Source organism: Pseudomonadota bacterium, from assembly GCA_030860485.1.
Taxonomy (GTDB): Bacteria; Pseudomonadota; Gammaproteobacteria; order JACCXJ01; family JACCXJ01; genus JACCXJ01.
In genome coordinates, this window is record JALZID010000070.1 from 1 (window position 1) to 13,406 (window position 13,406).

Below are 13,406 nucleotides of genomic sequence, written 5' to 3' on the forward strand. Positions count from 1 at the left end.
CAGCAGTTCACAGCCACCGGGACCTACTCAAACAATAGTACGCAGGACATCACCAGTCAGGTAACCTGGGCCTCCTCGAATACGGCGGTGGCCACTATCAATAGCGCGGGATTGGCAACGGCGGGCACGGCCACTGGCACCACCACAATCTCGGCGACATTGGGCACCGTCTCGGGCAACACTTCGGTCCAGGCTCCGGCCCAGCCTCCGGTCCTATGTAACGGACTGCCGGCGACCATCGTCGGGACCGATGGCAACGATTATCTTGTCGGGACCCCGGGCAATGATGTCATCCATGGCCTGGCCGGAAACGACACGATCTTCGGCCTCGGCGGCGACGACGTGATTTGCGGTGGTCCGGGTCGCGATAAGCTGTACGGCAATCGCGGCAACGACAAGCTGTTCGGAGGTGCGGGAAACGATGTCCTCAAGGGAGGAACAGGCCGGGATCGGCTGTTCGGACAAAGCGGCAACGACGTCATGGACGGGGGATCGGGTTTCGATCGATGCGACGGCGGAAGCGGTACCGATAAGGCCAGACGCTGCGAAAGGAGGACCCGCGTGCCCTGACCCCGAGATCCGCCTAGCTCGGGGTATCCCGTGTGTCCCGCCCCGCGGTTCGCACCCCCCGCGCGCGCGTGCGAGGCGATCAAGGCCTGCCCCACGCGTCGAAGGCGGTTTTGCGAAAGGTTTGCGAGGGGTTCGCGCAAACCTGATCGCCGGGGTAGCGCCTTCCGAGGCCCCCATCGTCGATGCGGCGGCGGCGCGCGGAGTCGAGGTGGTCCGCTCGCACGCCCCCCGCGCGCGCGTGCGAGGCGATCGAGGCTGCCTCACGCCTCGAAGGCGGTCTGATACCGTGCACGGATGCGGTCCGGGACCTCTTGGGCGCCGCTGCGGAGCCGGGTTCGTGGCGTGATCACGCCCGCGATCTCCGTGCTGAGCGCGGTCGCGAGGGACTGGAGGTCGCCACCCCGGCGTTCCGGTCGGCAGTCGTACCGATCACCTGCGCGCCCACGGCCATTCGCAAGCGCGCGAAGGCGAACGGGTGGACCCGGGACCTCTCGGGCGCCGTGCGAGCCGGGTTTGCGAAAGGTTTGCGAGGGGGCTCGCGCGAACCTGCTCGCCGGGGTAACGCCTTCCGAGGCCGCCATCGTCGATGCGGCGGCGCGCGGGATGGAGGTGGTGCGCTCGACATGGATTCACTCCGCAGGTCCGCCGCGGCCCTGCTCTGCCATGCGGCGCTCGGACTGCTGCTCGAATCACCTAAGAGCAGGTATGCATTCCGCTTGTCAGGCGGCGCCGTTTCCAGGTGCCAAGTGCCGGGTTCGGCGATCGTGCACCGGTAGTAAGGGGAGGGGTGGTCTGTGACCCCACAAATGAGGGATGTATCACGGTCGGCAGGTGCCGTATGCTACACGCGCCGGTAGATCGCAGGAGTGGGCTTCGCCCACCCGGCCGCCCACGGACACATCTACCCCGACGCCGAACAGAATCTCCCCGTAGTCCGGAAATTCAAGCCCGGCGTTAAGGAGATCGCCATGCTGAACCCCAACCCTTCATCCCACTCCGATCCCGATGCCTTGAGCCGGTTCCACGAGGAGCTGGCGCGGGCCGGCGGGATGCCCGGTCTCGCGCCGACCGGCGCGGAGCGCCCTGCAACACCGGTGGCCCCGCTCGCTCGGGGGCATTGCCCTCCTCTGCGCCCTCGGCCAGGCGCCAGCGGCGCTGGCGGCCCAGATCAACGTCAGCGTCGGGGACTGCGCTGCTTGCGTGCAGTGATCAAATCCATCTTGTTATGTGGTGCGTTGGTTGTCGTGCTGTCGGCCGGTCCCGCTATGGCGGCTGACTTCCGCGCTGGAAGCCTTGCGGGCAAATGGGTCAAGTGTCTAAATATAACAAAAACTGATATTTCAAGACCAGACTCCTCACGCAAGACGACTTGATCTCATTGTGGTCCGTCGCGTCTGAATCGGGACACCACAGTCTCAAGAGCGGATCCGACCTCCTGAGAGAACCGTTGACTAAGCTCAAGCCATTCTTTCGACAATGCTCCGCTCTCGAAGCTCTGAGAAAACCTGATTGAGTCCGTTGTCATCGTTGCCAACGGTAACCAGGACCAACACGATCTGCCCTAGTCCTGACACTGGCACGTACAAAAAGCTGCAGTACCTGCTAGCTCACATCGACTGATAACCGCGAGGCTGGTATGCCGAGGTGAACTCCTTATGCACTGGCGTTAGGATGTGACACTCTTGTCGCGGATTCGTACCCGCAGGCACATCTCTAGAGTCCGTGACGTCGACGACAAGGTAGTCGTCATCGAGATATCAAAGGTGAAAATTGATCTTTGCCACACGAGGATCGATGACACGCCGCGCGAAGTCGAGGTCCGGCTGGAAGAAAATGAAGGTGACGTCATCCAACTGTTCAAAGGTCGTTCCGTTGAAGTAGATTATCTCGATTGCGCCCCCGTAGAAGAGGCGCAGGTTGGCCCCTGTATAGAACTCGACCCCAAGGACGTGTCCGGCGATCGCCAGCCCCTGATGAATGGCAGCTTCGACTGGATTCGCGGGCCGCACGAGAGCCATTTCCTGCCCCGCGAACTGTGCGAGAAAGTCAACCGACCCGGACCCACAAACCGCTGGCGAAGCATCCAGAGTTAGGCCGCGAGCCTTGGAGTTCCAGTAGAACGAAACAGGACCTGCTGCGTCGACGAGCCACCCAACCAGCTCACACTCGAGACGCCCGAGATCATCGGAGGGATACGACTCGAGATATCCAGTCAACCACTCCCTGCTTGGCTTCATTGCTTGGCAAGCAGCGCTGAGATCTTTGACGACCACCTTTGCGGCGATCATCGTGTCCGCCCAGCCGACAACTAACCTCGGAGCGATTCTGATCAGCTTTCTCCTGGCTCTCACGATTGCGTGCGTACCAGCCCCCGGGGGGTACGCGACCAGTGAGCGATGGGCGGACGGGTTTCCCTTCGGCACTGACGCCCAACAGGAGTGGCACCCCCGCAAAGCTGGCGGCCGCAACAAGGGTCATTCGTCTTCCCTCCGTTCCGAAGTATAAGAAGAATAAACGCCCTTTTTCGTCAAAGGGAACAGTACTGATGGACCTGTGAGTTATCAATCACACGAGTCCTCGGTCAAGTTGCGGGCCATTCATCGGCCCGAGACCGTTTCGCGTGGGGATCTCACAGGGTCAAGTCCCTAAAACAACTGTTATTTCAAGACCAGACTCCTTACGCACGGGCGTGCAACCTGCAGCCGGTATCCTTCAATGACTCACCGAACCAATGAAGGTAGGTAAAGTAGTCCTCTTTGCCAAAGAAGCAGGGCTGGCGGTTGTGGCCGCGCTGCACGATGTGCATTCCATCGAGGTGAACACACGGGCGGCGGGGCATGCGTTGAGTATATCACGAATATATCGAGCCTGGCCCCTGGCCACTCTGCATTGCTTCGTGCTCGAAACAGGACACGTGTCACAGTGACGTATCCTACGTGTTGCGCCATTGGTACTTCTTGGGGATCCGGCGAGTGGTAGTCGCTGCGCGTGGGGTGTAATACTCGCCCGCATTGCCGGCCGATTCCTGCGGACGAAACGATCGTCGATGGCCTGCCCGACATCACCGCGCCGCTGCCTGAACGCCGCCGAGGCAAGAGCGGGCGCGCTGCGCAATTGGGCCAACCCTCGTGAAGGCAGATTGCTATCGCTTCGCAGTACATCCAAGGATCTCATCGTGGTTTGCGCTTCATTATCTGAACTCGCTAGTCGCTCAAGAGTTTGCGGCTGCGCATCACCACGGAATGACGCTCACGCGGATCGGGCTTGGGAACTTTCGACGTATACCTTTCTCACTCCCACCGGTCGCCGAGCAGCGCCGCATCGTCGCCAAGGTTGATGAACTGATGGCACTGTGCGACCGGCTGGAGGCGAGCCTCACCGGTGCCCAAGACCACAGCCGCCATCTGCTCGATGCCCTCCTCGCAGAGGCGTTGACCCCGGCGGAGGCGGCGATGCAAGCGGAAGCACCACCGTATGACGCACGACTTCGCCTTCTCGGGCCTGATTGCCTGCGCCAAATGCGGCTGCTCGGTCGTCGGCGAGATCAAGAAGCAGCGTTACGTCTATTACCACTGCACCGGCTACGCCGATAAATGCCAGGGCAACTCGGCCACCTGCCGCCGCCGCTATGTGCGCGAGGAGGTGCTGGAGAGCCAATTCACCGCGCTGCTCGGCCGGCTCCAGTTCGACGATGAGGTGCTGGCCTGGCGCGCGAGGCGCTGCACGCCAGCCATGCCGATGAACGGCGCGAGCACGAGGAGGCGATCCGGCGGCTCCAGGCCGAACACAAGCGGCTCGGTGAGCGCATCAATGCCATGTATCTCGACAAGCTCGACGGGCGTGTGGATGCCCTCTTCTTCGACAAGATGTCCGCCGAGTGGCGCGAGGAGCAGAACCGCTGCTTGCGCGAAGATCGAGCGGCACGAGTCCGCCGAGCAGTCCTACATGGACGAGGGCGTCCAGATTTCTCGAACTCGCGCGGAACGCCCAACGCCTGTTCGAGCGCCAGGAACCGCGCCAAAAACGCCGCCTGCTCAACTTTGTACTATCGAACTGTACCTGGGAGCACGGCGAGGTGGTCGCCACCTTCCGCCAACCATTTGATTTATTGGCGAGAACCACCGCAATCGCCGGCCGCTGTGAGGCGGGAAGCACGGCCAATTCGGCGAAATCTGAGATTTGGCTGGGGGACCTGGATTCGAACCAGGGTTGACGGAGTCAGAGTCCGTAGTCCTACCGCTAGACGATCCCCCAAGTTCCTCCACTGGAGGGGATAGGCGCGCACCCGGCGTCCCGGCAGGCCTTAACGCTTGGAGTACTGCGGCCGCTTGCGAGCCTTGTGCAGCCCGACCTTCTTGCGCTCGACCTGGCGGGCGTCGCGGGTCACGAGACCGGCGCGCCGTAGGACGCCCTTGAGCCCTTCGTCGTAGGCGATGAGTGCGCGGGTAATACCGTGGCGCACCGCCCCGGCCTGGCCGGAGATTCCGCCGCCGCTGACGGTGACCTGGAAGTCGAACCTCCGGTCGAGGTCGGTGGCCTGCAAAGGCTGTCGTACGATCATCCGCGCGGTCTCTCGTCCAAAGTAGGCTTCCAGGCTGCGCCGGTTGATCGTGATCGACCCTTGGCCGCGCCGGCAAAATACCCGCGCTGTCGCGTTCTTGCGCCGCCCTACGGCCTGATAGACCGACTCGGACATCCGGGATTCTGACATTTGGGATTCTGACATTTGGGATTCTGACCTCACGTCAGTCGTAGCACCTGAGGTTGTTGAGCGCTGTGGCTGTGCGTCGCGCCGGTGAAGACCTTGAGCTTGCGATACATCGCGCGTCCCAGAGGACCCTTCGGCAACATGCCCTTGACGGCCCTCTCTATTACCCTGTGCGGCGCCTTGGCGAGTAGCTCCTGGAAGCACGCTTCCTTGAGACCGCCGGGATAGCCTGAATGCGAATAATAGACCTTGGCGTGCGCCTTGTTGCCGGTGACCCTCACCTTAGTGGCATTGACGACCACAATATAGTCGCCGGTGTCGATGTGGGGTGTGTACTCGGGCTTGTGTTTGCCGCGCAAGCGCTTGGCGATCTCACTCGCGAGCCGTCCCAGGACCTGACCTTCTGCATCGACCACGTACCAGTTGTGGGTTACGGTATCGGGTGTGGCGACGAAGGTCTTCATCACTGCGGCATTATATCAAAGCGGCAGCGTAGGCAGGGAGCCGGGTGCTGTCAAGTGACGGCCCGCGGGACCCGGGGCCCGGTCGATCCGACGATATGGGTGGGCAGCTGCGCCGGGCTTGGTGCTACAATCGAGTGATGATGGAGACGAGTCGAAAAGGCGTGACCGAAAGGCACTACACCCCCCTCGATGCGCTGATCGTCAATCTAGACAAGGGCGTGCGCACCCTATTCGGCCCGCCCCCGCGCGGCGGCAGGCCGAGCCCCGGCCAGGTCGCCCTCGACAACGATGCCCCCGAAGCCGATCGGCGCGTGTCGGTGGGGCTCATGCGGGTCAACCACGCGGGTGAAGTGGCGGCCCAGGCCCTTTACCATGGGCAGGCCATCACCGCCAGCGACCCGGTGGTGCGTGATCGGATGGGGGAGGCCGCTGCCGAAGAGAACGATCACCTGTCCTGGTGTGAGGCGCGGCTGGAGGAGCTTGGCGGCCACACCAGTTATCTATGCCCGCTGTGGTATCTGGGCTCATTTACCTTCGGCGTCCTGGCGGGCTGGGCCGGCGATCGCTTCAGCCTCGGCTTCGTGGCCGAGACCGAGCGACAGGTCGTGGCCCATCTCGAGGGTCATATGGCACGCCTGCCCCAAGGGGATGTCCGCAGCCGCGGCATCATGGAGCAGATGAAGAAAGACGAGTCCCATCACGCCACGGTCGCTGTGGAGAGCGGTGCGGTCGATCTCCCTGTTTCTATCAAGCGTTTGATGCGCCTGACCGCGAAGATGATGACGACTACGGCCTATTGGGTCTAGTCCTGCGGCTATTTCCGGGTGGCAGGCGCTCCGGTCCACCATGCCGGCCGCTTGGCCGGGCCGTCGATGACAACCCGCTTATCCCGACTGCGAGCCCCGCCCGCGAGCCTGACATGACCCTGTTTGACGCCGAATTCCCGCGCCAGAAAGCGGATCAGCACCACATTCGCCTTGCCGTCGACGGCGGGTGCCGCGACGCGGATTCTTGATCCGGTCACCGTAGCGGCCAACGACCGATCCCGTGCCCGGCCCCGGCTGCACCCGTAGCCATAGCTCCAGGCATTCATCCACCGCCGATACCCGCTGGCAGCAGACTGCCGGCCAGGTCGCCCAGGGGGGCGATGGCGAGCATCAGGATGAGCTGCAACAGGATGATCACAACGATCGGCGAGAGATCCAGGCCCGCGATGGGGGGCAGGAGCCTCCGTGCCGGGCGCAGCAGGGGTTCTGACAGGGTGTCGAGCAGGGTGCTGACGGGGCTGTACGCATCCGGCGCGACCCAACTAAGGAGGACCCGGATGAACACGGCGAACAGGAACACATAGACCGCGAGGTGCAGGAGACCCACCACCGCTAGCATGACGAGGGCCGGGAGGCCGGGCCAGTAGCCCTGGATCCAGCTACTCAGCGCGGTCTCCACCACTTTGAGCAGGATCATGAGCAGGACGGCGGCCAGGTCCACACCACCGAATCCGGGGACCCAGCGTCGCATCGGTCGCAAGACCGGCGTCGTCACCTTGACCACGAACTGGCAGACGGGGTTGTAGAAATCGGCACGCAGGAGTTGGAACAGAAACCTCAACATCACGGCCAGGATGTAGAGGTCGAAGACGGTTTCGACCAGGAACACCCCGGCGTTCGAGAAGTACGCGCCGCCCATCACGACTCTCCCAGGCAGGCGCCCAGCTCTCTGGACCGGGCCTCGGCTGCCCGGAGCGCCCGCGTCACTATCGATTCGATGCCGCAGTCCTGGAATGTCTTGATCGCCTGCTCGGTCGTACCGCCCGGCGAGGTGACCTGGGCGCGCAGTACCGCCGCGGGGGTCTCGCTTTCGAGCGCCATCTTGGCGGCCCCGAAGGCGGTCTGGAGGGTCAGAAGCCGCGCGGACTCCGGCGCCAGCCCCATCGACACCCCAGCGCGCTCGATCAGTTCCATGAACAGAAAGAAATAAGCGGGCCCACTGCCGGAAAGCGCCGTCACGGTATCCATGAGCGCCTCGTCCTCGACCCATACGGTCGAGCCGACCGCCCGCAGGATGGACTCGGCGCTGTTGCGGTGGCCAGGACCCACGCTGCCGGTCTCCGCATACAAGGCCGCGGCGCCGCTTCGGACCAGCGCCGGGGTATTGGGCATGGCGCGGACGATCGGCACCTCGGGCCCGATCCAACGACGGAGGACACGAGTCGAGAGGCCCGCCACGATAGACAGGACCAGCGGCCCTTGTGCGCGGAGCGTCTCCGCCACATCCTCCACCACGGCCCGCACCATCTGCGGTTTGACCGCGAGGATCACGACATCGGCCCCGGCGAGGATCGAACGGTTGTCGTTGCCCGTCCGGACGCCGAAAAGCTCGCGGAGCACCTGCAGCCGTGCGGGGTCGGGGTCGGAGACCCGCAAGCGGTCGCACGGATGGCCGTCGCCGATGAGCCCTCCGACGAGACAGCGCCCCATGTTGCCGCCGCCGATGAAGGCGAAGATTGGTTCTTTCATGCAGAGCCCAAGCGGTTGTGCCGGAGCGGCTTCGGCACGCTCCCCCAGTCCCGGAAAGTGTATCAGCTATGCGTCGGCGAGTAATGCCGGGACTGGTTGTTCCGTCTCGGGTCGTTCGGGCTCGGCTCGGTGGGTATTCAGCGCGCGCGGAGACGTCTCGGACCGAACAGGGCCGTCCCGATGCGCACCAGGGTGGCACCTTCGAAGATGGCGGCCTCGAAGTCCTCCGAGGTCCCGATCGACAGGGTATCGAGGGCATGGCCCCGGTCGCGCAGATCGTTCAGGGCCGCGGCCAGAAGCCTGAAGCCGACGCGCTGCCCGTTGAAATCCCGGTTCGGGGCCGGCAAGGCCATGAGCCCCCGCAGTCGCAAGCGCGGATAGCGGGCCACCGCTTCGGCCAAGGCCGGCAGATCGGTCAAGGCGACGCCGGACTTGCTCGGCTCGCCACTGATATCGACTTGGATGCACACCTCGAGTGGAGGCAGGCGGGCCGGCCGGTGGACGTCGAGCGCCGCCGCGACCTTTTCGCGGTCGACGGTGTGCACGAAGGAGAAGTGTCGAGCGATGAGCTCGCTCTTGTTGGTCTGGACCCTGCCGATGAAGTGCCATTCCAAGAGCTGACCCTGTAAGGCGCCGATCTTGGGAAGTGCCTCTTGCAGGTAGTTTTCACCGAACCGGCGCTGGCCGCGCCCCGCGAGTGCCAGGATCTCCGGCACCGTGCGCGTCTTGCTCACGGCGATCAACCCGATCGATCCGCGCGGGCGCGAAGATCGCGCCTCGGCGGCGGCGATCCGGGTCAAGAGGTGTTTCAGCGCGTCCACCGGCGGGTCCGCCACAGGGAAATCACCCCCCGCCCCTGAAAACGGGCCGAGGCGTAGCGATGACCGGCCGACCGGGGTGGGGGCGGCCCACCATATTGAATAGGGCAGTGGTCCACTGCAAGAATTGCCCATCGGTGTCGATAGCGTCGAGGTTGCCGGCGGCGTCGGCCATGTGGCGCGCTATCATAGATAGATGAGAGCAAGGGGGACAAGCCTCCTGATGATACGGTGAGCGATCATGATGGATATCGGTGAGTTGCTTGCGTTTTCGGTCAAGAACGGAGCCTCTGATCTGCACCTCTCGGCCGGTCTCCCGCCCATGATCCGGGTGGACGGCGATGTACGCCGCATCAATGTCCCACCCTTGGAACACAAAGAGGTCCACGCGCTCGTCTACGACATCATGAACGACAAGCAGCGCAAGGACTACGAGGAGTTCCTGGAGTGCGACTTCTCCTTCGAGATCCCGGGTCTTGCGCGCTTCCGCGTCAACGCCTTCAACCACAATCGAGGAGCGGGCGCGGTATTTCGTACCATCCCCTCCGACATCCTGACGCTCGAAGACCTGAAGTGCCCCCGGATCTTCGCGGAGATCGCGAATTACCCGCGCGGGGTGGTACTCGTGACCGGCCCGACCGGATCGGGAAAATCGACAACGCTCGCGGCCATGGTCAATCATATCAACGACAGCGAGTACGGGCACATCTTGACGGTCGAGGACCCGATCGAGTTCGTGCACACGAGCAAGAAGTGCCTCATCAATCAGCGCGAGGTGCATCGCGACACCTTGGGTTTCAACGAGGCGTTGCGCTCGGCCTTACGCGAGGATCCGGACGTGATCCTGGTCGGGGAGATGCGCGATCTGGAGACCATACGCCTCGCGCTCACGGCCGCGGAAACCGGCCACCTCGTGTTGGGGACCTTGCATACGAGCTCGGCGGCCAAGACCATCGACCGGGTCGTGGATGTGTTTCCGGCCGCGGAGAAAGACATGATCCGCGCGATGCTCTCCGAATCGCTGCGCGCCGTCATCGCTCAGACCCTGCTCAAAAAGATCGGGGGTGGACGGGTCGCGGCACACGAGATCATGATCGGGACCCCCGCGATCCGGAACCTCATCCGGGAAAATAAGGTCGCCCAGATGTACTCCGCGATCCAGACCGGTGCCCAGCACGGTATGCAGACCCTCGACCAGAGCCTCCAAGAGCTGGTGCGGCGAAACATCGTGAGCAAGCAAGAGGCTAGGGTCCTCGCCGTCAACAAGGACCAGTTCTAAGAGGCTGGGTTTTCACGAAAGGCGCAGCGAGGGCGTATGGAAAGAGATCAAGCGATCAAGTTTATGCGGGACCTGCTCAAGGTCCTGGTCGACAAGAAGGGCTCCGATCTGTTCATCACCGTGGATTTTCCCCCGGCGGTCAAGGTCGACGGCAAGATCGCCCCGGTATCCAAGACCAGGCTCTCCGCCGAGAACACCAAGGCCCTGACCTATGCTGTCATGAACGACCGGCAAATCAAGGAATTCGAGGCCACCAAGGAGTGCAACTTCGCCATTGCGCCGGCCGGCATCGGGCGATTTCGCTGCAACGCCTTCGTGCGCATGAGTTATACCGGCATGGTGTTGCGCGTCATCGAGACCGAGGTCCCGACCCTGGAGAAACTCGGCTTGCCGGAGGTGTTGAAAGACATCGCGATGGCCAAACGCGGGCTCGTCATCATGGTGGGGGCGACCGGCTCCGGAAAGTCCACCTCGCTCGCGGCGATGGTCGATCATCGCAACCAGCAGAGCTACGGTCACATCATCACCATCGAGGATCCGATCGAGTTTGTCCACCCGCACAAGAACTGCATCATCACGCAGCGCGAGGTCGGCGTGGACACCGACGACTGGGACATCGCGCTCAAGAACACCCTGCGCCAGGCCCCGGACGTCATCCTGCTCGGTGAGATCCGGGATCGCAAGACCATGGAATACGGGATCGCGTTTGCCGAGACCGGACACCTGGCCGTGGCGACGCTGCACGCCAACAATGCCAATCAGGCCATAGACCGCATCATCAACTTCTTTCCGGAAGAACGCCGCCATCAGCTCCTGATGGACCTGTCGCTCAACCTCAAGGCGGTGCTGTCACAGCGCCTGCTGCGGCGGCGCAACGGCGCGGGAAGGGTCGCGGCCATCGAGGTGCTGTTGAATTCGCCTCTCATCTCCGATCTGATCCGCAAGGGGGAGGTGCATGAGATCAAGGGGGTCATGCAGCGCTCCAACGAACTGGGCATGAAGACCTTCGACCAGGCGCTTTTCGATTTGTATGAGGCCGATCTGATCACCTACGACGACGCCCTCAGGAATGCGGATTCCGTGAACGAGCTGAGGCTGCGGATCAAGCTCGAGGGCAAGGCCGCCAAGGCCGCGGACAAGCTGGCGGTGCTCGGAGGCATGGGTCTCGTGGAAGAAGACAACGCGCGGGTCATGATGCGCTAGTGGAACTCCAGGCAGCATCGCTTGTTCACACACACGCCGCCTGAACCGCTGAATCCGATCCGGCCGAACCCGATGGACATCACCCCCTACCTCAGGCTCCTGGTCGAGAAACAGGGTTCCGATCTGCACTTTACCGTGGGGGCCCAGGTCAAGTTGAACATCGAAGGGAAGCTGACGTCGGTGGGAAAGACGTCGCTCACCGCGGAGATGACACAGGCCGCGGCCTACGGGGTCATGAACGCGGAGCAGGCGGCGGGCTTCGAGAGAAACTGGGAGGCCGACTTCGCGATCGCCCTCGCGGATGGCAGCGGGAGGTTCCGCGTCAACGTGTTTCGGCAACGCGGGGACGTGGCCATGTGTCTGCGCCGCATCCCGATCCGTATCCCCACCCTCGAGGAGATGGAACTACCCGAGGTCCTGGGCGATCTCGTCATGCAAAAACGCGGGCTGATCCTCATGGTCGGTGCCACCGGATCGGGAAAATCCACGACCCTCGCGGCCATGATCAACCACCGCAACCACCAATCGGCGAGCCATGTGCTGACCATCGAGGACCCCGTCGAGTTCTCGCACCCGAACGTCAAGTGCATCGTCAATCAGCGCGAAGTCGGCGTGGACACTCAGTCTTATCGACATGCGCTACGAAGCGCGCTGCGCGAGGCCCCCGACGTGATATTTCTTGGCGAGATTCGCGATCGGGAGACCATGGAAGCGGCGCTCGAGCTGTGCAACACCGGGCACCTGTGCCTCTCGACGATGCACGCCAACAACGCCAACCAGGCGCTCGAACGGGTCATCAATCTGTTTCCACTCGACAACCGCCGACAGCTCTTTCTCGACCTCGCGGCCAACGTCCGCGCCATCATCTCGCAGCGCCTGGTGCACGGGCCGAACAACAAACGCTGTGCCGCCATCGAGATCATGATCAACACCCCCCACATCGCCGACCTCATCCTCAAGGGTGAGCTGGACCGCATCAAGGACGCCATGGACAGTAGCGGCTTCAAAGGCATGCAGACCTTCGACCTGGCCCTGTACAACCTCTTCAAGGAAGGCCGCATCGAACTCGAGGAGGCGTTGAGGAACGCCGATTCCCGGACCAATCTCGAGGCCAAGATCAACTTCAGTTGAGCGTTCCCGAACCGGGCTACCGCGCATCCCGACGGCTATTCCGGGCGGCACCCGCCCCTCAAATCCGCTACACCGACGTTCGGAGATCCCTGTCCGGAAAAACTACCGGATCGTCTACCGTGCATACTGGCCACGGGTCATAAATCGCCTCCTTAGACTTAGATCCCCTCTCCCTCCCGGAGTGTGGCTAGGGTGAGGGATCAAGAAAGGGCGATTTATGACCGTGGCCAGTATACGTGCGGATGCCATCCTGCTCCTCGCCGGGTTTGAAGGGCATCGACTATTGCGCGGGCTCTGGCGCCGGGAAGCGGGACGATCGAGCCCATGTTGGATGAGTCCGCGATCTCGAGCGTCAACTGGGCCGAGGTGGCGCAGAAATCCATCGCCGGTGGCGTCGAGGTCGACGGCCTACGCGAGGACGTGGAGGCCCTGAGGCTCAGCATCCTCCCTTTCACTCCGAGGAAGCCGAGACCGCTGGGCGGCTGTGGCTCCAGACTCGCTCCTGCGGCCTGTCCCTTGGGGATCGCGCCTGTCTGAGCTTGGGCATCCGCTTGGGTGTTCCCGTGCTGACGACCGATCAGACTGGGCGACCCTTAAGGATCCCCTCATTTTTAACATTATTCGGCAATGTTCGATGCACGTTGTGTCGGGGTCATGCTGTGCTTGACGTTTTGGGTGGATGAGATCAATATCCCCTTTTTATGGGGGAGGACAACG

General features: G+C 62.9%; 15 protein-coding genes, 1 tRNA gene and 2 pseudogenes. 9 read left to right on the top strand and 9 right to left on the bottom strand.

All coding sequences use genetic code 11. The annotated features are described in order from the left end of the window. Positions 1 to 174 (top strand): annotated as a pseudogene (locus M3461_04080) (Ig-like domain-containing protein). Next, the gene (locus tag M3461_04085) at positions 160 to 570 is read left to right on the top strand and encodes a hypothetical protein (GenBank protein ID MDQ3773598.1); all 411 of its coding nucleotides are present in this window, start codon (positions 160 to 162) and stop codon (positions 568 to 570) included. The pseudogene M3461_04080 and the gene M3461_04085 overlap by 15 nt, the downstream one beginning before the upstream one ends. Positions 571 to 830: 260 nt before the next feature. Here M3461_04085 and M3461_04090 read toward each other — a convergent pair whose 3' ends face one another. After that, positions 831 to 1,151 (bottom strand): hypothetical protein, encoded by a 321-nt coding sequence (locus tag M3461_04090; protein MDQ3773599.1) that lies wholly within the window; start codon positions 1,149 to 1,151, stop codon positions 831 to 833. A 1,176-nt stretch (positions 1,152 to 2,327) separates the two neighbouring features. Beyond that, a complete protein-coding gene (locus M3461_04095; GenBank protein MDQ3773600.1) occupies positions 2,328 to 2,858 on the bottom strand; it encodes a hypothetical protein in 531 nt (176 codons plus the stop codon). An 840-nt stretch (positions 2,859 to 3,698) separates the two neighbouring features. On the opposite strand from M3461_04095, the gene M3461_04100 reads away from it, so the two are divergent. Together M3461_04100 and M3461_04105 are read left to right on the top strand one after the other, a co-directional pair. After that, positions 3,699 to 4,163 carry a hypothetical protein gene (locus M3461_04100; GenBank protein MDQ3773601.1) on the top strand — a complete coding sequence of 155 codons (465 nt, stop codon included), beginning with the start codon at positions 3,699 to 3,701 and terminating at the stop codon, positions 4,161 to 4,163. Beyond that, positions 4,045 to 4,674 (top strand): zinc ribbon domain-containing protein, encoded by a 630-nt coding sequence (locus M3461_04105; protein ID MDQ3773602.1) that lies wholly within the window; start codon positions 4,045 to 4,047, stop codon positions 4,672 to 4,674. Before M3461_04100 ends, M3461_04105 begins: the two co-directional genes overlap by 119 nt. A 76-nt stretch (positions 4,675 to 4,750) precedes the next feature. Here M3461_04105 and M3461_04110 read toward each other — a convergent pair. From M3461_04110 to rplM, 3 genes are all read right to left on the bottom strand, one after another. After that, positions 4,751 to 4,824: transfer RNA gene (locus M3461_04110), tRNA-Gln, on the bottom strand. A gap of 49 nt (positions 4,825 to 4,873) precedes the next feature. Further along, entirely contained in the window at positions 4,874 to 5,266 is a 393-nt protein-coding gene (rpsI, locus tag M3461_04115; GenBank protein MDQ3773603.1) for a 30S ribosomal protein S9, read from the bottom strand. A 44-nt stretch (positions 5,267 to 5,310) separates the two neighbouring features. Next, positions 5,311 to 5,742, bottom strand: coding sequence for a 50S ribosomal protein L13 (gene rplM / locus M3461_04120; GenBank protein ID MDQ3773604.1), 432 nt, complete (start codon positions 5,740 to 5,742; stop codon positions 5,311 to 5,313). A 140-nt stretch (positions 5,743 to 5,882) separates the two neighbouring features. On the opposite strand from rplM, the gene coq7 reads away from it, so the two are divergent. Further along, a complete protein-coding gene (gene coq7 / locus M3461_04125) occupies positions 5,883 to 6,548 on the top strand; it encodes a 2-polyprenyl-3-methyl-6-methoxy-1,4-benzoquinone monooxygenase (GenBank protein MDQ3773605.1) in 666 nt (221 codons plus the stop codon). Positions 6,549 to 6,556: 8 nt separating this feature from the next. Here the strand turns inward: coq7 and M3461_04130 are convergent, their stop codons facing one another. The 4 genes from M3461_04130 to M3461_04145 all read right to left on the bottom strand — a co-directional run bounded on the left by M3461_04130 (position 6,557) and on the right by M3461_04145 (position 9,094). Further along, positions 6,557 to 6,778: a DUF167 domain-containing protein gene (locus M3461_04130; GenBank protein ID MDQ3773606.1), complete on the bottom strand. Its 222-nt coding sequence runs from the start codon at positions 6,776 to 6,778 to the stop codon at positions 6,557 to 6,559. Positions 6,779 to 6,831: 53 nt separating this feature from the next. Beyond that, positions 6,832 to 7,428: a YggT family protein gene (locus M3461_04135; protein ID MDQ3773607.1), complete on the bottom strand. Its 597-nt coding sequence runs from the start codon at positions 7,426 to 7,428 to the stop codon at positions 6,832 to 6,834. Beyond that, on the bottom strand, positions 7,428 to 8,258 hold the full coding sequence (proC, locus tag M3461_04140) for a pyrroline-5-carboxylate reductase (GenBank protein MDQ3773608.1): 831 nt from the start codon (positions 8,256 to 8,258) through the stop codon (positions 7,428 to 7,430). The genes M3461_04135 and proC overlap by 1 nt, the downstream gene beginning before the upstream one ends. 137 nt (positions 8,259 to 8,395) lie before the next feature. After that, entirely contained in the window at positions 8,396 to 9,094 is a 699-nt protein-coding gene (locus tag M3461_04145; GenBank protein ID MDQ3773609.1) for a YggS family pyridoxal phosphate-dependent enzyme, read from the bottom strand. Positions 9,095 to 9,320: 226 nt separating this feature from the next. On the opposite strand from M3461_04145, the gene M3461_04150 reads away from it, so the two are divergent. From M3461_04150 to M3461_04165, 4 genes and pseudogenes are all read left to right on the top strand, one after another. After that, complete coding sequence (locus M3461_04150; protein ID MDQ3773610.1) at positions 9,321 to 10,355, top strand: type IV pilus twitching motility protein PilT; 1,035 nt, start codon at positions 9,321 to 9,323, stop codon at positions 10,353 to 10,355. 36 nt (positions 10,356 to 10,391) lie between these two features. After that, entirely contained in the window at positions 10,392 to 11,558 is a 1,167-nt protein-coding gene (locus M3461_04155) for a PilT/PilU family type 4a pilus ATPase (GenBank protein MDQ3773611.1), read from the top strand. Between the two features lie 72 nt (positions 11,559 to 11,630). Then, a complete protein-coding gene (locus tag M3461_04160) occupies positions 11,631 to 12,689 on the top strand; it encodes a PilT/PilU family type 4a pilus ATPase (GenBank protein MDQ3773612.1) in 1,059 nt (352 codons plus the stop codon). 282 nt (positions 12,690 to 12,971) lie between these two features. After that, positions 12,972 to 13,356, top strand: a pseudogene (locus M3461_04165) (type II toxin-antitoxin system VapC family toxin). Positions 13,357 to 13,406 lie beyond the last annotated feature (50 nt).

What these genes read in the sequence shown, in the direction of transcription:
- M3461_04090 (MDQ3773599.1), bottom strand. Translation starts at nt 1,151, where the DNA reads ATGGCGGCCTCGGAAGGCGTTACCCCGGCGAGCAGGTTCGCGCGAGCC.
- M3461_04095 (MDQ3773600.1), bottom strand. Translation starts at nt 2,858, where the DNA reads ATGATCGCCGCAAAGGTGGTCGTCAAAGATCTCAGCGCTGCTTGCCAA.
- M3461_04105 (MDQ3773602.1), top strand. Translation starts at nt 4,045, where the DNA reads ATGACGCACGACTTCGCCTTCTCGGGCCTGATTGCCTGCGCCAAATGC.
- rpsI (MDQ3773603.1), bottom strand. Translation starts at nt 5,266, where the DNA reads ATGTCCGAGTCGGTCTATCAGGCCGTAGGGCGGCGCAAGAACGCGACA.
- rplM (MDQ3773604.1), bottom strand. Translation starts at nt 5,742, where the DNA reads ATGAAGACCTTCGTCGCCACACCCGATACCGTAACCCACAACTGGTAC.
- coq7 (MDQ3773605.1), top strand. Translation starts at nt 5,883, where the DNA reads ATGGAGACGAGTCGAAAAGGCGTGACCGAAAGGCACTACACCCCCCTC.
- M3461_04135 (MDQ3773607.1), bottom strand. Translation starts at nt 7,428, where the DNA reads ATGGGCGGCGCGTACTTCTCGAACGCCGGGGTGTTCCTGGTCGAAACC.
- proC (MDQ3773608.1), bottom strand. Translation starts at nt 8,258, where the DNA reads ATGAAAGAACCAATCTTCGCCTTCATCGGCGGCGGCAACATGGGGCGC.
- M3461_04150 (MDQ3773610.1), top strand. Translation starts at nt 9,321, where the DNA reads ATGGATATCGGTGAGTTGCTTGCGTTTTCGGTCAAGAACGGAGCCTCT.
- M3461_04155 (MDQ3773611.1), top strand. Translation starts at nt 10,392, where the DNA reads ATGGAAAGAGATCAAGCGATCAAGTTTATGCGGGACCTGCTCAAGGTC.
- M3461_04160 (MDQ3773612.1), top strand. Translation starts at nt 11,631, where the DNA reads ATGGACATCACCCCCTACCTCAGGCTCCTGGTCGAGAAACAGGGTTCC.